We start from the raw sequence: 16,864 nt of genomic DNA, 5'->3' as shown, positions 1-16,864 counted from the left end.
CAAGACCTTCCGTCCGTCCCACCGTGCCGGGACGCCGATCGCGCACCCCGTGGGGCCGTACGGCCGTGGGCGCGCGGACAGGCGTCGGCGCCCCGGGAGAGACCCGGGGCGCCAGGGCCGGGCGACACGGCTCACCATGTCGCCGCGGCGGTCAACTCCGGCGTCAGTTACAGGTCGTGACGCTCAGGCTGCTGTCGCCGCAGAGCAGCAGGCTGGCGCGGCTGCCTCCGGTCTCGACGTCGCCCATGGCCTCGTCCTTGGGGGTCTCCATCGACTGCAGGTCGAAAAGGTTCATGACTCTTCCCTTCGTACGGCAACAGGTGTGCTTTTTCACGACCCCGGGCGGGGCCGAGTCTCAGGGCCGCTGCTCGTGCGCAGCGGCGGCAGGAACGGCAGCCCGACGGGCTCGTCGCCGAGGACGGAGGCGACGGCCAGCAGGCATCCGGCCGTTCCGGTGGAGAGGTCCATGGACAGCCGCATCATCTGCTCACCGGGGAAGGCGAGCCGGTCGCGGTAGGACATGGCGTGCCAGGACAGCGCGTCGAGCTGGCGCCGCACGGCCTCGGGGCCGGTGCCGGGGGCCGTGGCCGTGGTGCGGCCGAGGTGCAGCACCATTCCGGCGACGCCGCGGTAGAGGCCCGGCTGGGCGTAGAACATGGCCTGTGCGGCGGCCACGATCTCGCCTCGCGCCCGCTCGAACTCCTCGTCCTCGCGGTGTGCCAGGTAGTCGTCGAGGACCATGCCGATGCCCACGCTGCCCGCGCCCAGGTAGGGCATGGTGCGCCAGCCCTCGTCGACCTGGAGCGCGCCACCCGCGCCGCGGACGCATCGGGCGAGGTCCTGGCGCAGCGCGTCACGGGCGAGGTCGAGCAGGGCGCCGTCCCGGGTGCGTTCGTGGAGCCGCAGGAAGAGCAGGGCGCGTCCCGAGGCGCCGTACAGCAGCCCGGCGCGGGTCCGGCCGGACTTCTCCGCCGTGGTCCGCGCGCCGCCGGCCGCCAGGTCGGCGCAGCGCAGGGCGACCGTGCGCAGCGCGCTCTCCCCGGTGGTGGCGGCGAGCGAGTCCAGGGCCAGGCCCAGTCCCGCGGTGCCGCTGTGCAGGTCGGGAGCCAGGGCGTCGAGGGGCTGGTCGAGGAGGAGTTCGGCGAGGTCGAGGGCGCGGTCGCGGTGTCCGAGGCGGTCGAGGGTCCAGGCGATGCCGGCGAGCCCGTCGTGGAAGCCGAGCGGCATGCCCGAGGGCGGTTGCTTGGTCCGCTCCAGCAGCCACTGCTCCCCGTCCTCGTCCCGGCCCGCCCCGCTCTCGGCCAGGGCGTACAGCACCCCCGCCGCTCCGTGGCCGAAGGCGAGGCCGCCGCCGGCGGTGGCGAACTGCGCGATGTCGCCGGGGTAGAGGCGGTCCGTGCGGGACGGCGTCGCGGAGGCGCGGACGGCCTCGGCCATCGAGTCCCGGCTGCGGGGCCAGTCGTCCGGGCGGACCGGCGCCACCGGCCCGGCCGGCCGTGGCACGGCGGGGACGCCGTCGGCGCCGGCCGTGATCTCGTCGACCGCCGCGTCCAGGAAGGCCCGGTCCACGGGGAACTGTTCGGCCACCACGTCGGCGAGGTGGGCGGCCTTGCGCCGGTCGAGCGCCAGCAGGCTGGTGAGCGGGAGGAACAGCGCGAGCCGCAGACACGCCAGCGCGTACCGGTCCACGGCCACGCCCCGCCGGCCGGCGGGGGCCACGAACCCCGGGTTGGCCACGATCTGCCGGCCCGGTTCGTCGACGGGGTGGGCGGCCTCGAAGTCCAGCAGGGCGATGCTGTCGTCCTCGCGGATCATGATGTTGAACAGGTGCAGGTCGTTGAAGACCACGCCCCGGGCGTGCACGTCCTGGACGGCGCGTTCCACCCGCGCGTGGACGTCCAGGGCCCAGGCGGTGTACTCGGCCAGTCTTCGCTCGTCCGGGTCGGCCTCGATGAGCGGATGGCGGCGGGCGAAGAAGGTGTTGAGCGGCTTGCCGTCGAGGTACTCCAGGACGAGGAAGTGGTGCTCCCCGATCGTGAGGTGGTCGCGCACCTCGGGCGTGCAGCCGAGGCCCGACAGCATCTCCAGCGCCCGGCGTTCGCGGTGCAGCCGGGTCACGGCGTCCGCCCCGTCGGCCGCGAGACCGGCGTGCGGACGGGCCTCCTTGAGGACGACCTGCTCGCCGGTGCGGCTGTCCCGGGCGAGGTAGACACCGCCGCCGTTGGAGAAGTGCAGCGCCGACTCGATGGTGTAGGGCAGCTCGGCCAGGGTCACCGCGGAGCGGGCTTCGAGGTGCGGGCCCAGGAAGGCGGGCGGGGTGACCCAGTCCGGTATCCGGAAGACCGGGCCGCGCAGGTCGGGCACCAGGACGCCGTCGGGGCCGGTGACGGCCGGCCGCAGCTCGCCGTCCGCGTCGTAGCAGTTGCGGCGGGTGAAGCCGCCGTACCGGACGTGCACGGGGCCGTCGCCGATCCGGAGGTCGCTCAGGATGTGCGGTCCGGGTTCCCCCGCCAGCAGGTCGGACAGCTCCCCCACGAGCCGTTCGAAGTCCGCCTCGTCCGCCGGGTACACGGTGATGAACTTGCCGCTGCCGGCGCGGTCCGCGTACTTCGCGTTGCGCTGGTGCAGCAGGTAGCGGCTGGGCACGAACTTGAAGGCGGTGCCGCCGTCGACGCAGTGCCGCAGGACGCGCTCCAGCACGGACTCGGCGTTGTCGAGGCAGGCGGAGACGTGGATCTTCCACCCCTGGTCGGGCAGGTCGGTCTCGACCGGGCGCAGGGCGAGCCAGTCCCCGCTCTCGTTGCGCTGCCACCCGGCCGGCACGGGGGCCAGGGCGGCGGCGTACCGGGCGTGCCGGGTGCCGCCGCGCAGGGCCGTGCGGTGCGGAGCGTCGTAGAACGACGGATCCGCGTCGCAGTAGACGGCATAGCCCTTGTTCACGCCTTCTCCCTCCGCCGGTCGCTGACGGGGATGACGCTGTCACGCGGCGTACCGCTCCGGACAGTTACCGCTGTCATGACTCCGACGTGCGGAACGCACGGGTAACTTCGCGGGACCGGCGGCCGGGCGGAAGGTTTCCGCCGGACGGAAGGATCCGTGCCGGGGTGGAGGCACGTCGCCTGCGGGAGCTGGGCGTCGGCTGGGCATGGCGCCGAGGCCGGGGAACACCGCCCTCGACGCCGTACGGCGCGACCGCCTCTCCGGACAACACGCACGCCCCACCCGTATCCGCTGACGTGCGATCCTCGTCGGTGACTCGCCGACGAGCACGACCGCGGTCGGGAGCGTCCCCGGGCTCCCGGCAGGCATCCAGTGCCCCGAGTTCTCACCGGTCACGGAGATCGATGAGGCGTTCATCGAGTCCTGCCGGGACGGCTCCTTCCTGAACCGTCCTTATCGCAGCCGACCTGATCCAGGCGCGCGGTGACGGCGCGGGGCCCTCCTCCACGACCGGCCTCGGCCGCCCCGTCCGGCGCGGTTCGAAAGTCTCCGGTTCTCAGGTTGCCGCCGCGGTCTCCGCGAGCTTCTGGAACTCGCCCAGGTCGTAGTTGGCGAGCGTGGAGTCCAGGTTCGTCAGCGCGCCCAGGTGCTCGATGAACCCCTTGGGGTCGTACTCGATCTGGAGGGTGACCCTGCTCGTCGTGTCGCTGAGCCGGTGGAAGGTGACGACGCCCGCGTGGTCCACCCCCTCCGTGGTCCGCCAGGCGATCCGGTTCTCCTCCACCACCTCGGTGAGCTCGGCGACGAAGTTCCTGTCCGCGCCGGGCAGGGCGAGCTGCCAGGCGAAGCGGCGCTCGTCCAAGGGCTGAACCAGGCGGACGTGGCTCAGGAACGACGGCCACCTCGTCACGTCGCTCCACAGGGACCAGGTCACGGACACGGGCGCATTGATGTCGACTGTCTCCACCAGGGAAGCGGACACGCGGTACCCTCCTCGCTCGCTCGGGCCTGGGCTTCGGTCTACCGCAGGCGGTACACGGATGGGTCCCTGTTACCCGTAAGGGGTGGACGCACACGGCGACGACCGGAACGGCTACCGGCCCACAGGGTCCTCGAGCCGCGCGGCGGCGTGGGCCCTCGTGTACACGTCGAGGCGGTCGCACATGCCGCGAGGCCGTACTCCGCCAGTGCGGGGAGGCAGCGGACGCCGGCCAACGCGCGCGGAGTGAGCACGGTGTCGGCCGTCTCGCCGGGCCGGGCAGAACGGGCACCGCGAGGGAGGCGACCTTGCGCTCGCCGGGCGCATCCGCAGCGCGCGGCCGACGGTCTGGACAAGGCCGGGCATGGAGCCGCGCACGTCCTGTATCCGCCGCACGGCGACAGCACGAGCGCCTGCGGTCGCATGCGCCCCGGACGGGGTCAGTCGCGAGGTGACGGACCCAACGCGCGCGAGGCCCCCTACCAGCACGCCTGCACCTGACCGCAGACCATGTCCCGGAGGGCTCATGTGGCGCGCGGAGACTTCCGGGGCGCCTTCTTCTCCGGCCGCCACGAGGCAACCGTGCTGGCCCCGGCGACCAACGAGTGGCTGTGACAGGCCCGATGGCAGCCCCCGCGAACGGCCTCGCCTCACGATTCGCTTGGATGTCGTCTGGATGTCGTCGACGGCTTCGCGCGATGCGGGGACGCCATGAACGCGAAGGAGTGCTGCTCGGTGAACGGGTTGAAGAACGCACTGGCGGACAACCACTACCCCGGACGCGGGGTGCTGTGGTGCCGAACCGGCGACGGGGACTCGCTTGGCGGGTACTTCCTCACGGGACGAAGCCCGGCCTCCAAGGCCCGCGCTCTGCACCGCACTCCGGAGGGAACGCTGCTCGTCGCCCCGTCGGAATCGAGCGCACACGATCATCTGCGTCACTACGTCGCCGCCCGCCAGAGCGGTCAGTGGCTGGTCTTCGGCAATGGCGAACAAGTCGCCACCGTCGCCGACCGGCTCGACTCCGGGGGGCTTCCTGCCCAGGCCCTGGACGGCTTGGACTACGAACCGGACCCGCCGATCTTTACTCCCCGGCTGACCGTCGTCGCTGACGGCCAGGTCGGCGGGCGAGCCTGGTTCGGCGCCGCGCGACACAGCAGCGGGGGGCGCACGGCCACGAACCGGTTGACTTTGGAGGTCAGTCACCTGAAGCCCGGTGAGGGGGTGCTCATGACTACGTATCGCTCGGACGGGCACGAGATCGCGACCGGGGACCCGTTCACCGAGGTCCGCGTCGCCGCCGGAAACCGCCGCGGTCTTCTCGACGAGCTGTGGGCCTCTCTGCCGCCTCGGCTTCGGATCGCTGCCGCGGTCTTCTCGCCCGGCGGTCTCGCGGAGGCAGACGTTCGACAGGCAGCGCCGGCCCAGAGCTGACATCGGTCGGGCCGCCGGGGAGCACCGTTCGCCTGGCGTGACCTGCCCGCCGCCAATCGACGAGGGCGCTTGTGGTGGCGGATGACGGTCATCTGGTCTTCCGCATCACGCGCTTGAGACGCGCCCACCGAAGGCATGGCCGCGAGCGAGGTCGACCTGCCGGCCGAGCGCGACCAGGCGCACACCCGGGTGCCCCCCGCTTCGCCGAGCTGCGCACTCGGGTGTACGAGCGGATCCAGGCGGCGAAACGGGGGGGCGCTCTCTCCCGTGGGACCGACGCGCCGCCGTCTCACCGACCCGGGGCCGCCCACAGCCCTCGTACGTGTCCCAGGTGCCGTGTCATCACTGCTCGCACGGCCTCCTCGTCGCGGGCGAGCAGCGCGTCGAGGATCTCCAGGTGCTCCTCCGCAGACGCCTGGAGCCGCCCCTGTTCCGCCAGAGCCGTCAGCCCGTAGAGCCGGGAGCGGCGGCGCAGGTCCCGTACGACCTCCACCAGGTGGGCGTTGCCCGCGAGTTCCAGCAGGCCCAGGTGGAAGCGGAGGTCGGCGTCGACGTACGCGATGAGGTCGCCGGCCAGCGCGGAGGTGACGATCTCCTCGGCGACGGGGCGCAGCGCCTGGAGGGCGACGGTGTCGGCGGTGGTGGCGAGCCCGGTCGTGGTGGGGATCTCGATCAGCGAGCGGACGTGGGTGTACTCGTCGAGCTGCCGTTCGGAGACGGCGGTGACCCGGAACCCCTTGTTGGGCACGGTGTCGACCAGGCCCTCCCTGACCAGGTCGAGCATCGCCTCGCGGACGGGGGTGGCGGAGACACCGAAGCGGGCGGCGAGGCCGGGCGCCGAGTAGACCTCGCCGGGGCGCAGTTCGCCCGCGATCAGGGCGGCGCGCAGCGCCTCGACGACCCGCTCGCGGTGGCTGGGCTTGCGGCCGCCGAGGACCGGCAGCGCGGGACCGGAGGCGCTCACAGTACGAACCCCGCCGGGAAGGGGTCCTCGGGGTCCAGCAGGTACTGGGCGGTTCCGGTGATCCAGGCGCGGCCGGTGAAGCTGGGCAGGACGGCCGGGTGCCCGGCGACCTCGGTGGTGCCGAGCAGCCGGCCGGTGAACCGGGTGCCGATGAAGGACTCGTTCACGAACTCGGTGTGCGGCGGGAGTTCGCCCCGGGCGTGCAGCTGTGCCATGCGGGCGCTGGTGCCGGTGCCGCAGGGCGAGCGGTCGAACCAGCCGGGGTGGATCACCATGGCGTGCCGGGAGTGGCGGGCGGTGGAGTCGGGTGCGGTCACCTGGACATGGTGGCAGCCGTGGATGGACGGGTCTTCGGGGTGTACCGGTTCGCCCTCGGCGTTGATCGCGGCCATCAGGGACAGACCGGCGGCGAGGATGTCGTCCTTGCGGGACCGGTCGAAGGGCAGCCCGAGCCGCTCCAGCGGCAGGATCGCGTAGAAGTTCCCGCCGTAGGCGAGGTCGTACGTCACCGTCCGGCCGTCGGGCAGGGTCGCCTCTCGGTCGAGGCCGACGGCGAAGGACGGTACGTTCCGCAGGGTCACGGCCCTGGCGGCGCCGCCCTCCACCGCGACCTCGGCGACGACTACCCCGGCGGGGGTGTCGAGGCGGATGGCGGTGACGGGTTCGACGACCTCGACCATGCCGGTCTCCACCAGGACGGTCGCCACACCGATGGTGCCGTGGCCGCACATGGCGAGGTAGCCGGAGACCTCGATGTAGACGACGCCCCAGTCGCAGTCGCTCCGGGTGGGCGGCTGGAGGATCGCACCGCTCATGGCGGCGTGCCCGCGCGGCTCGTTCATCAGCAACCGCTTGACGTCGTCCCGGTGTTCGCGGAAGTACAGCCGCCGTTCGTTCATGGTCGCGCCCGGGATGGTGCCGATGCCGCCGGTGATCACCCGGGTGGGCATGCCCTCGGTGTGCGAGTCGACGGCGTGCAGGACGAGCTTGCTGCGCATGGTGCTCCCCTCCTCGCGCTTCCGCTACGCCAGTCCGGCCGCGAGTGCCTTCTCGGTGGCGGCGCGGACTGCGGCCTCCTGCGCGGGCAGCAGCGGCACGCGGGGTGGGCGGCAGGGACCGCCGCGGCGTCCGGCGAGGTCCATGGAGGCCTTGATGGCCTGGACGAACTCGACCTTCGAGTCCCAGCGCAGCAGGGGGTGCAGCTGCCGGTAGAGCGGCTCGGCCGTGGCCAGGTCGCCGGCGACGGCCGCGCGGTACAGCTCGACGCAGGCGGCGGGCAGCGCGTTGGGGTATCCGGCGATCCAGCCCTTCGCCCCGGCGATCGCCAGCTCCAGCAGGACGTCGTCGGCGCCGACCAGCAGGTCCAGGTCGGGGGCGAGTTCGGCGATGCGGTAGGCCCGGCGGACGTCGCCGGAGAACTCCTTCACCGCTTGGACGTGACCCTCGCCGTGCAGTCGGGCCAGCAGCTCGGGCACCAGGTCGACCTTGGTGTCGATGGGGTTGTTGTAGGCGACCACCGGCAGCCCGGTCCGGGCGACCTCGGCGTAGTGCGCGAGGACGGAACGCTCGTCGGCCCGGTAGGCGTTGGGCGGCAGCAGCATCACCGCCCCGCAGCCCGCCTCGCCCGCCTGCTCGGCCCAGCGGCGGGCCTCGGCGGACCCGTAGGCGGCGACGCCCGGCATGACGCGCTGTCCGCCGACCGCTGCGACGGCGGTCTCGACGACCCGGGCACGCTCCTCGGGGGTGAGCACCTGGTACTCGCCGAGGGAGCCGTTGGGGACCACGCCGTCGCAGCCGTTGGCCACGAGCCAGGCGCAGTGCTCGGCGTAGGCGTCGTGGTCGACGGAGAGGTCGTCGTGGAGCGGGAGCGCGGTGGCGACGAGGACGCCGCGCCAGGGACGGTGGTCGGTCATGAGGGTCCTCTCTCGGGCCGTCGGGGGGCTTCTTCACGTGGTTCGGGGCTCGCTGCTCGCGGTTCAGGACTCTCTGCTCGCGGGTCGGGGCCCGCTGCTCGCGGGTCGGGGCCCGCTGCTCGCGGTTCAGGACTCTCTGCTCGCGGGTCAGGACTCTCTGCCCGCGGGTCGGGGTTCTCTTCTCGCGGGTCGGGTTCCGGGCGGGCGAGGACGCCCAGCGGTACGGGGCGGGCGAAGACGCGCCGGGAGGGCGCCGGTTCGCATCCCGCGATGCCCGCGACGGCGGCGCCGCACATCCGGCCCTGGCACCAGCCCATCCCGGCCCGGGTCAGCAGCTTCACGGTGCGGACGTCGCCCGCGCCCAGTTCGTCGACGGCCTCGCGGACGGCACCGGCGGTGACCTCCTCGCAGCGGCAGACGAGGGTGTCGTCGGTGATCCGCCCGGTCCAGGCGGCGGGTGGCGTGAAGGCGGCGGCGAGGGCGTCCGCGGACCGCCGCAGCCGGTCCCGGGTCCTGGCGGCCGCTGCCCATCCGGCGGGGTCGGGCTCGGTGCCGCGCAGCCGGGCGGCGACCGAACGTCCGGCGATGTGCCCCTCGGCGAGCGCGAGCTGGGCGCCGCCGACACCGGTGGCCTCCCCCGCCGCCCACACGCCGGGGACGCTGGTGCGCTGTTCGGCGTCGACGGCCACCGTCGGTCCGTCCGGGCGGCAGCCGAGCCCGTCGGCGAGGTCGGTGTGCGGGAGCATGCCGTGGCCGACGGCCAGGGTGTCGCAGGGCAGGTACCTCCCGGTGCCGCGCCGCACGCGTCCGTCGGCGTCGAGGGCGGCGACGGTGACACCGGCGAGGCGGTCGTCGCCGTGGGCGCGGACGACGGTGTGCCGGGTGCGGGGGCGGACGCGGTGGCGCAGCAGCCGGGCCGCGTATCCGGCGGCCTCCGGGAACTTGCCGGCCAGGGCGCGGGCCTGCCGGGCGACGTGGCGCGGGTCGGCCGACTCCACGAGCGCCGCGACCCGCACCCCGGCCGCCGCGAGGCCGGTGGCCACGGGCAGCAGCAGCGGCCCGGTCCCGGCGACGACGGCGGTCCGTCCGGGCACCACGAGACCGCCCTTGAGCATGGCCTGGGCGCCGCCGGCCGTGACGACGCCGGGCAGGGTCCAGCCGGGGAAGGGCAGGACGTGTTCGTAGCCGCCGGTGGCGAGCAGCACCGCGTCGGCGTGCACGGCGGCCGGCTCCTCCTGCTCGGGGCCGAGCAGGGAGTGCACGGTGAAGGCACCGGACCTCGCCTCCACGTACCAGACGTGATGGTCCGGCAGGACGCGTACGCCGCTGGTGGCGAGTGCGTCCCGGAGCCGCTCCCAGGCGCGCCACCGGTGGTGCAGCGCCCGGGGCCGACGGGCGTCCAGTGCGGCGGCGGGCTGCCGGAAGTACTGCCCGCCCGGCCCGTCCGCGCCGTCCAGGACGGTGACCCGTACCCCTCGCGCGTCCGCCGCCAGCGCCGCCGCGAGCCCGGCCGGACCCGCACCGACGACCACGAGTTCAGTCCGCATGGCCCGTGCCCTCCTGGGTGCGGATCACGTCGCCGGGCCGCACCGGCACCAGGCAGGCCCGCTGGTTGGGGCGGTCGTTGACGGTGACCAGGCAGTCGAAGCACACCCCGATACCGCAGAAGACCCCGCGCGGGCGGCCCGACCCCCGCGTGGTGCGCCAGGAGGTGACGCCGGCCGCCCAGAGCACGGCGGCGACCGTCCGGCCGGGCAGCGCCTCGGTCCGCCTGCCGTCGACGGTGACCGTGAAGGGGGGCGCGGGCCGCGCCCGGACCAGCCGCAGCGGATTCACCGGACCTCCTCGGGAAAGCGGTCGGGGCGGAACGGGGCCGGGTCGAGGACGGGCCGCGCGCCGCTCAGCAGCCCGGCGACCAGCTGCCCGGTGCCGGTGGACAGGCCGATGCCGGCGCCCTCGTGCCCGCACGCGTGGTAGAGGCCGGGCACCCTGGGGTCCGCGCCGACGGCCGGCAGGTGGTCGGGCAGGTACGGCCGGAAGCCGGCGTACGCGCGCAGGGCCCGCACCCGTGCGAGGCAGGGGAAGAGCCGGGTCGCGCCGGAGGCCAGGGCCCGCAGTGCCGGGAGGGACACGGAGCGGTCGAAGCCGACCCGTTCCCGGCTGGCGCCGATGAGCACCGGCCCGGCGGCGGTGCCCTCGACCACCGGTGAGGTCTGCAGGGCCGCCGAGTCGCTGGCCACGTCGGCGACGTAGTCCGCCGCGTACACCTTGTGCCGCACCCGGGGCGGCAGCGGTTCGGTGACGAGGACGTAGCCGCGCCGGGGCAGGACCGGCAGCCGTACGCCCGCCAGCGCGGCCACTTCGCCGCCCCACGGCCCGGCCGCGTTCACGACCGCCGGGGCGTGGAGGGCGCCCCTGTCGGTGCGCACCCCGCGCACCGCGCCGTCCGGGGCGCGCAGGAAGCCGGTCACCGTGCGTCCGGTGTGCAGCCGGGCGCCGGACGCCCGCAGCAGGTGGGCGGCGGCCAGGGCGGGCATGACCTGGGCGTCCTGCGGATAGTGCACGGCGCCCGCCAGGCCGGGGGCGAGGTGGGGTTCGAGGTCGGGCAGCCGGTCGGCGGGCACGGACACCGCCTCCACCCCGGCCGCCCGCTGTCCCGCGGCGAACGTCTCCAGGCCGGTCAGCGCCTCGGGGGTGGTGGCGACGACGACTCCGCCCTTTTGCTCGTACTCGACCTCGCGGCCCAGTTCCCCGGCGAGCGCGGTCCACAGGCGGGCGGAGAGCAGGGCGAGGTCCAGCTCGGGGCCGGGCTCCTTGTCGGAGACGAGGAGGTTGCCCTCCCCCGCTCCGGTGGTGCCTCCGGCCACGTGGCCACGGTCCACCACGATTACGTCGAGCCCCTCGCGGGCGGCGTAGAAGGCACAGGCCGCGCCCACCATCCCGGCTCCGACCACTACGACATCGCAGGTCAGCGACTCCGTCACGCCAGTACTATGTCACATACCACAGTGGCTGGGAACAGTGCCGCGGGCGGCCGTACCGCCGTTCACTCGCCTGCGGGGACGACCCTCAGGTGGGAGGCGGCGGCGCGGCGGGCGCGCTGCGGGCGGTGCGGGGTGCGGCGCGGCTCGCGCAGGACGAGCGTCAGCCGGGTGTACCCCAACTCCTCCAGCGCGGGGGGCGTTTCGACCACGACCCGGCACTCGGTGGTGCCGCGGCGCGGGTCGGGGTGGCGCAGCGGCCGTACGGCACCGTCGTGTTCGACGGCCCGGGCGCCGACGGCACGGATCCAGTGGGGCAGGCCCTGGCGGTAGGCGGCTTCCATGATCGGGTCCTGGGCGATGTCGCGGCGCACCGCCTGGAGCCCCGGGTCGTGGCCGTACCGCTCCAGGGTGGCGGCGAAGTGCGCCAGCATGGGCAGGCACCAGCTCGACTCGTGCTCACCGAGCACCTCGGCTGCGTCCGGGTGGAACAGCACGAAGCGCAGGAAGTTGTCGTCCGGCATGGCCGTCGGGTGCGGTCCTGCGCCCCGGAAGAGTGTCCGGAAGGCGCCGTTGGCCAGGACCACGTCCCAGCGGTGGTCGACGACGAGAGAAGGGAAGGGCACGGCGTCCAGGAGGGCGGTGTAGTCCTGCAGATACGCCTGGGTCTCGGGGGTCGCGGGGCCGGGCGGCGGCGCCGGCCGCTGCCCTCCTGCCTGAAATGCCATCGGGAGGTCACCCCTCTTGCCTATGCGGCCTTCTCGCGGCGTCCCGATCCTGGTGCCCCGACGCGAGGCGTGTCAACTATCGTGGCATTTCGTGCCTGTTGACGGCTGAAATAGGCCACAGTTGTGGCGAGACCTGGATGTGAGTTCGAGCGGCAGGCTACTCTCCGGGAGTTCACGGCAACCGCTTGTGAGAAGCCTGTGAGGCCTGTGAGAGACATAGGGGAGCTGTCGGTGACGGGTGGCTTCGAGGATCCGGGCGCCATGCCGGCCACCGCGCCGGCCGCCGTAGTCGCCCGGGTCGCTGCGCTCGCGGACCGGCTCGGTGTGCCGCACGCCGAGGTCTTCGACGTCGGACGGCTGTCCGCGGCCTCCGGTGTCCCCGAGCCCGTGGTCGGCGCCCTGCTCGGCGGGCGGCCCGCGGGTGAGCCCGACGTGCAGACGCGTTTCCTGCAACGGCTCGACCTGCTGCGCCGCACCCGGCTGAAGCCCAACGGCCGCAAGTACACCCAGCAGGAGATCGCCGACGGCGCCGGCATGTCCCGGCAGCAGGCGGGCGCGCTCATCAACGGCGACCGGCGGCCGACCATGGAGCACTGCGACGCGCTGCAGCGCTTCTTCCGGGTGCACGCCGGATTCCTCACGGCCGAGGACCCCGAGGCGCTCGTGGGCGCCCTCCAGCACACCGAGCAGGAGTTGCTCCAGCAGCTCGCCGACCGGGAGCGGAGGGCGGCGGCCGTGGCCGACGACCCGCTGGAGCGGCTGCTGCAGGACCACGGGGTGCGCGGCATCGCCTGGCGCGCCGCCCAACTGCCCACCGACCAGCACCGCGACAAGGTCGCCGAGTGGCTGGACATGCTCCTGGAGAGCGTCAAGCGGCCCGAGTCGTGAGCGTGGGGAGAACCGTGGGCATCGGCAAGGACATGCGCCGCCTGTGCGGCGAGCTGGTCGAGGAGCTGTCCCTGACCGCACCGGCGCGGCCCACCGAGCTGTACGCGGCACTGTGCGAGGCGATGAGCCGGCGGCGGGGCCGTCCCGTGGTCTTCCGCATGGCCGCCTTTCCCCCCGGGACCGCCAGCGGACTGTGGCTCGACATGGCCGACCGGGACCTGGTCGTCGTCGAGGAACGCACCGCGCCGGAACACCAGTTGGTGATCCTCGGGCACGAGTTGTGGCACATGAAGGCCGGGCACGGCGGCCACCACGTCGAGGGCGCCACGGTGGCGGCCCGGCTGCTGGGCGGGGACGGCGCGGACCGGGACGAGGAGGCGCTGCGGGCCACCGTGCGCGCGGTCGCCGCCCGCTCCCACTTCGACCTCGCCGAGGAGAAGGAGGCGGAGGCCTTCGGTCTGCTGCTGGCCAGCAAGTGCCGCACGTGGCTCGCGGGTTCGGCCCTGCGCGGTCCGGTGCAGCGGGACCATCTGGCGGGGCGGATCGGCGCGTCGCTCGGCTACCTGGGCTGACGGCCCCCGGCGGGCGGTTGCGGCCGGTGCGCCGGGCGCGGTCCGGCGGGATTGTCAGTGGTGGACGGCAAGCTGGAAGGGTGCCACCGCCGTGCGGGGGCACGTGACCGCCGACGTCGTTGTGGGGAGAGCCGGGCGATGACCACCGCCACCGTACTGACCGACCACGAGCGCGCCGCCGTGCAGGCCTATCTGCGCCTGCTGCACACGGTGCGGGCCGGCTTCGACACCGCGTCGGGGCCGCCCGGCGCCGCCCGCCCGCCGATCGTCCCGCCCTCGGTACTCGCCGAGGCGGACCGGGCCCTTCAGGCGGCGGGCCTCACGGGGAACGAGGAGGAGTTCTTCCGGCTGCTGAGAAGCCGGTACCCCCGCCCCTGACGCCCCCTCAGGCGTGCGGCACCGTGACCGCCGAGGCGACCAGGCCGTCACGGGCGTTCCAGCGGCCGTCGAAGTGGGTCACGCGCCGCCCGCCCACGGTCGGGCCGGGCACGAGGAGGGCGGCGCGCAGGGTGCCGCGGCGCGGATCGACCGGGTCCACCGCCAACTCGATGTCCGCCTCCGCGAAGTCCAGCCACAGCCCGGTGAGGGGGAACCACGCCTTGTAGACGGACTCCTTGGCGCTGAACAGCAGCCGGTCCCAGTGGATGCCGGGCCGTCGCTCGGCCAGCAGCCGCAGCCGCTCCTTCTCGGCGGGCAGCGCCACGCCCTCCAGGACGCCCTCCGGGAGGGGCCCGTCGGGTTCGGCGTCGATGCCGAGGGAGGCCAGGTCGGTGAGGCGGACCAGGGCGGCGGCGCAGTAGCCGTCGCAGTGGGTCATGCTCCCGGTCAGCCCGTCCGGCCAGCGCGGCGCACCGCGTTCCCCGGTCAGCACGGGCTGCGGGGGCACGCCGAGCTTCTCCATGGCCCGGCGCGCGCAGGACCGGACCACGGTGTACTCACGCCGCCGCTTCGCGACCGCCCGTGCGATCAGCGGCTCCTCCTCCGGGAGGAGCGGGAGGTGCCCGGTGTCGTCGAGGCCGCGCGCCTCCACGGCCACGACCGTGTCGGGCAGCAGTTCCTCGAGCAGGGGAGCGGTCAAGGGGAGACCTCCTCGGACGCCGGCGACGGCAGGATGCGGCGCAGTTGTCCCGGCGGACCGGGCCGCCCGCGCCACTCGCGCGGATAGCCCACCGAGACCTCCTCGAAGCGGACACCCTCGTGCCAGGTGGTCCGCGGGATGTGCAGGTGCCCGTAGACCATCGTGGCGACCCGGAACCTGCGGTGCCAGTCGGCGGTCCGGTCGGTGCCGCACCACATGGCGAACTCGGGGTACCACAGGACCTCGGTGGGGTGACGGTCCAAGGGGTAGTGGTTGACGAGGACCGTCGGCAGTTCCGCAGGGAGCGCGGCCAGTCTGCGCTCGGTGTCCGCGACCCGCGCCCGGCACCAGGCCCCGCGGCTCGGGTACGGGTCGGGGTGCAGCAGGAACTCGTCGTTGCAGACCACGCCGGTGCCGTGCGCGTACGCCAGCCCCTCGTCCATGGTGGCGCACCCGTCGGGCAGGAACGAGTAGTCGTAGAGCAGGAACAGCGGTGCGACGACCGCCGGACCGCCCGCCCCCTCCCACACCGGGTAGGGGTCTTCGGGTGTGGTCACGCCCAGCTCACGGCAGACCTCGACCAGGTGCTCGTAGCGCGCGACGCCGCGCAGGGTGACCGGGTCCTCGGGATGCGTCCACAGTTCGTGGTTGCCGGGGGCCCAGACGACCCGGCGGAAGCGGTCCGCGAGGGTGCCGAGGGCCCAGCGGATGTCGGCGACGGTCTCGGCGACGTCGCCCGCGACCAGGAGCCAGTCGTCGTCGGAGCCGGGCCGCATCTTCTCGACCAGCGCCCGGTTCTCCGCGTATCCGACGTGCAGGTCGCTGACGGCCCACAGCTGCTCCCGGCCACCGGACGTCGACGTCATCCCCCACCCCTTCGGCGTGCTCGCTTCCACGCCACGAGATCACATCCCCCACCCCGTCACAAGAGCGGCCCGCCCCGGCCCGGAGCATCGGTGTGACGCTCGTTGCGCTCGGGGGCGCGGGTACCCCTATGATCGCCCCAACACCACCGCCACGACTCTCCCTTCGCGCAGAGCGGCCCTGGTGTCCCTCCAACCCCCTGGCCGGGCACGGCCCGCTTCGCCCTGCCCGCGAACCCCGAAAGGCGGCTTGCATGGTTTCTCCCGTACGCGTCTGGCTCAACCGTACGTACGCGGAGAACGTCTTCTTCATGGATCAGCTGCGCAGAAATCCCGCCGACCGGGCCGTCGAGATCCATGCCACGCACGGCGACCCGGACTCCCCGGTGCTGGCCGCCGCGGACACCGCCGAGCTGGAGCCGGAGGGTCTGTCCCCGGCCGGATACGTCGAGTACGCCCTGGACCAGTGCGCGCGACGCGGCATCGACGTGTTCGTGCCCCGGCTGCACCAGTCCGCGGTCGTGGCCCACCGCGCCGAGTTCGAGGCGTCCGGTACGGCGCTGCTCGCGCCGCCCCCGGAAGCGGTGGCGGTCTTCCAGGACAAGGTGATCGCCTACGAGGCGGTGCGCGCGATCGGCGTGCCGGTGCCGCCGTGGTGGCGGGTCCGCACGGCCGACGAACTCGTCCTCGCGGTGGAGGAGCTGGAGGCGCACGGTCACCGGGCGTGCTTCAAGCCGGCCTCCGGCGCGGGCGGCGTGGGCTTCCGGATGGTCACCCGGGACTCCTTCTCCCTCGCGCACCTGAACGGGTTTCCGAGCCCGTCCGTTCCGCTGCCGCTGGTCGTCGAGGCGCTGCGGGCGGCCGAGGAGCCGGTCGACTGGCTGGTGATGCCGCGGCTCGAACAGCCGGAGGTGTCGGTGGACTGCCTCACCGGACCCGACAACCGGGTGCGGCTCGCGGTCGGCCGGACCAAGAACGGCCGCCGCCGCGGGTTCACGCTGCACGAGCAGTGGCTGGCGCCGGCCCGGCGGATCGCGGAGGCCTTCGGGCTGCACCACCTGTCCAACGTGCAGTTCCGGATGTACGGGGACCGGCCGGTCCTGATGGACGTCAACACCCGGCCGGCCGGCGGGCTGCACCAGCTGGCGCTGTGCGGGGTCAACGCGCCGTGGGCTGCCGTCCGGCTGGCCCTTGGCGACGACCCGGGCCAACTGGAGCCGCCGTTCCTGGGCCAGGACTACTCGGTGGTGTCCGGCCCGCGTCCCCTGCGGCCGGTGTCGCTGCCCCCGCAGCGCACGGACCTCGCCGCCGGGCCGGTCCAGGCGCCCGCCCCGGTGGCCCCGGCCCCGCTCGCGGCGCGGTCCGCCCGCCCGCTGGACGTCTCCGCACCGGACCCGGCCGCGGGGGCTCCGGCGTAGGCGGCCTGCCTCCGGGAAGGTGACCGCTGCCGTCTCGGCCGTCGTACCGCACGCCCGGGGTGCCGGCGCTCGTCCCGGCGGCGCGGGTGGCGGCGGGGGGATCTCC

At 74.1% G+C, this 16,864-nt stretch carries 18 protein-coding genes; 5 read left to right on the top strand and 13 right to left on the bottom strand.

Annotated elements, in window-relative coordinates; all coding sequences use genetic code 11:
• Positions 1-163 precede the first annotated feature (163 nt).
• The 4 genes from DMH12_RS02310 to DMH12_RS40420 all read right to left on the bottom strand — a co-directional run bounded on the left by DMH12_RS02310 (position 164) and on the right by DMH12_RS40420 (position 4,690).
• Positions 164-295 carry a SapB/AmfS family lanthipeptide gene (locus DMH12_RS02310; RefSeq protein ID WP_122620605.1) on the bottom strand — a complete coding sequence of 44 codons (132 nt, stop codon included), beginning with the start codon at positions 293-295 and terminating at the stop codon, positions 164-166.
• Between the two features lie 35 nt (positions 296-330).
• Positions 331-2,940, bottom strand: a complete 2,610-nt coding sequence (gene lanKC, locus DMH12_RS02305; protein ID WP_125489832.1) for a class III lanthionine synthetase LanKC — start codon at positions 2,938-2,940, stop codon at positions 331-333.
• 556 nt (positions 2,941-3,496) lie between these two features.
• Positions 3,497-3,922, bottom strand: a complete 426-nt coding sequence (locus DMH12_RS02300; RefSeq protein ID WP_125489831.1) for an SRPBCC family protein — start codon at positions 3,920-3,922, stop codon at positions 3,497-3,499.
• 111 nt (positions 3,923-4,033) lie between these two features.
• A complete protein-coding gene (locus DMH12_RS40420; protein WP_125489830.1) occupies positions 4,034-4,690 on the bottom strand; it encodes an autoinducer binding domain-containing protein in 657 nt (218 codons plus the stop codon).
• Between DMH12_RS40420 and DMH12_RS02290 the strand changes: the two genes are divergently transcribed.
• A complete protein-coding gene (locus DMH12_RS02290; RefSeq protein WP_125489829.1) occupies positions 4,631-5,353 on the top strand; it encodes an IMP cyclohydrolase in 723 nt (240 codons plus the stop codon). The genes DMH12_RS40420 and DMH12_RS02290 overlap by 60 nt on opposite strands.
• 289 nt (positions 5,354-5,642) lie before the next feature.
• Here DMH12_RS02290 and DMH12_RS02280 read toward each other — a convergent pair whose 3' ends face one another.
• The 7 genes from DMH12_RS02280 to DMH12_RS02250 all read right to left on the bottom strand — a co-directional run bounded on the left by DMH12_RS02280 (position 5,643) and on the right by DMH12_RS02250 (position 11,939).
• Positions 5,643-6,317 (bottom strand): GntR family transcriptional regulator, encoded by a 675-nt coding sequence (locus tag DMH12_RS02280; protein ID WP_125489828.1) that lies wholly within the window; start codon positions 6,315-6,317, stop codon positions 5,643-5,645.
• Positions 6,314-7,315: a proline racemase family protein gene (locus DMH12_RS02275; protein ID WP_125489827.1), complete on the bottom strand. Its 1,002-nt coding sequence runs from the start codon at positions 7,313-7,315 to the stop codon at positions 6,314-6,316. The genes DMH12_RS02280 and DMH12_RS02275 overlap by 4 nt, the downstream gene beginning before the upstream one ends.
• A 24-nt stretch (positions 7,316-7,339) precedes the next feature.
• Positions 7,340-8,230, bottom strand: a complete 891-nt coding sequence (locus DMH12_RS02270) for a dihydrodipicolinate synthase family protein (protein WP_125489826.1) — start codon at positions 8,228-8,230, stop codon at positions 7,340-7,342.
• Positions 8,227-9,777: an FAD-dependent oxidoreductase gene (locus DMH12_RS02265; RefSeq protein WP_125489825.1), complete on the bottom strand. Its 1,551-nt coding sequence runs from the start codon at positions 9,775-9,777 to the stop codon at positions 8,227-8,229. The genes DMH12_RS02270 and DMH12_RS02265 overlap by 4 nt, the downstream gene beginning before the upstream one ends.
• Positions 9,767-10,066, bottom strand: a complete 300-nt coding sequence (locus tag DMH12_RS02260) for a (2Fe-2S)-binding protein (protein WP_125489824.1) — start codon at positions 10,064-10,066, stop codon at positions 9,767-9,769. Before DMH12_RS02260 ends, DMH12_RS02265 begins: the two co-directional genes overlap by 11 nt.
• Positions 10,063-11,214 (bottom strand): FAD-binding oxidoreductase, encoded by a 1,152-nt coding sequence (locus tag DMH12_RS02255; protein ID WP_125489823.1) that lies wholly within the window; start codon positions 11,212-11,214, stop codon positions 10,063-10,065. Before DMH12_RS02255 ends, DMH12_RS02260 begins: the two co-directional genes overlap by 4 nt.
• A gap of 62 nt (positions 11,215-11,276) precedes the next feature.
• The gene (locus tag DMH12_RS02250; protein ID WP_185832105.1) at positions 11,277-11,939 is read right to left on the bottom strand and encodes a hypothetical protein; all 663 of its coding nucleotides are present in this window, start codon (positions 11,937-11,939) and stop codon (positions 11,277-11,279) included.
• 231 nt (positions 11,940-12,170) lie between these two features.
• Between DMH12_RS02250 and DMH12_RS02245 the strand changes: the two genes are divergently transcribed.
• The 3 genes from DMH12_RS02245 (at position 12,171) to DMH12_RS02235 (ending at position 13,777) form a co-directional block, all read left to right on the top strand.
• Positions 12,171-12,827 (top strand): helix-turn-helix transcriptional regulator, encoded by a 657-nt coding sequence (locus tag DMH12_RS02245; RefSeq protein ID WP_125489821.1) that lies wholly within the window; start codon positions 12,171-12,173, stop codon positions 12,825-12,827.
• Between the two features lie 32 nt (positions 12,828-12,859).
• A complete protein-coding gene (locus tag DMH12_RS02240; RefSeq protein WP_125489900.1) occupies positions 12,860-13,399 on the top strand; it encodes a toxin-antitoxin system, toxin component in 540 nt (179 codons plus the stop codon).
• Between the two features lie 138 nt (positions 13,400-13,537).
• On the top strand, positions 13,538-13,777 hold the full coding sequence (locus tag DMH12_RS02235; RefSeq protein WP_125489820.1) for a hypothetical protein: 240 nt from the start codon (positions 13,538-13,540) through the stop codon (positions 13,775-13,777).
• 7 nt (positions 13,778-13,784) lie between these two features.
• Here the strand turns inward: DMH12_RS02235 and DMH12_RS02230 are convergent, their stop codons facing one another.
• Both DMH12_RS02230 and DMH12_RS02225 read right to left on the bottom strand, forming a co-directional pair.
• Complete coding sequence (locus DMH12_RS02230; protein WP_125489899.1) at positions 13,785-14,465, bottom strand: 4'-phosphopantetheinyl transferase; 681 nt, start codon at positions 14,463-14,465, stop codon at positions 13,785-13,787.
• Between the two features lie 8 nt (positions 14,466-14,473).
• Positions 14,474-15,343 carry a metallophosphoesterase gene (locus DMH12_RS02225; RefSeq protein WP_125489819.1) on the bottom strand — a complete coding sequence of 290 codons (870 nt, stop codon included), beginning with the start codon at positions 15,341-15,343 and terminating at the stop codon, positions 14,474-14,476.
• Positions 15,344-15,594: 251 nt separating this feature from the next.
• Between DMH12_RS02225 and DMH12_RS02220 the strand changes: the two genes are divergently transcribed.
• A complete protein-coding gene (locus tag DMH12_RS02220; RefSeq protein ID WP_125489818.1) occupies positions 15,595-16,758 on the top strand; it encodes an ATP-grasp domain-containing protein in 1,164 nt (387 codons plus the stop codon).
• The last annotated feature ends 106 nt before the right edge of the window (positions 16,759-16,864 follow it).

Origin of the sequence: Streptomyces sp. WAC 04229 (assembly GCF_003947455.1) — a bacterium.
Classification (GTDB): domain Bacteria; phylum Actinomycetota; class Actinomycetes; order Streptomycetales; family Streptomycetaceae; genus Streptomyces.
The sequence above is the reverse complement of the archived record's forward strand: the minus strand, read 5'-3'. Positions and strand labels throughout refer to the sequence as shown.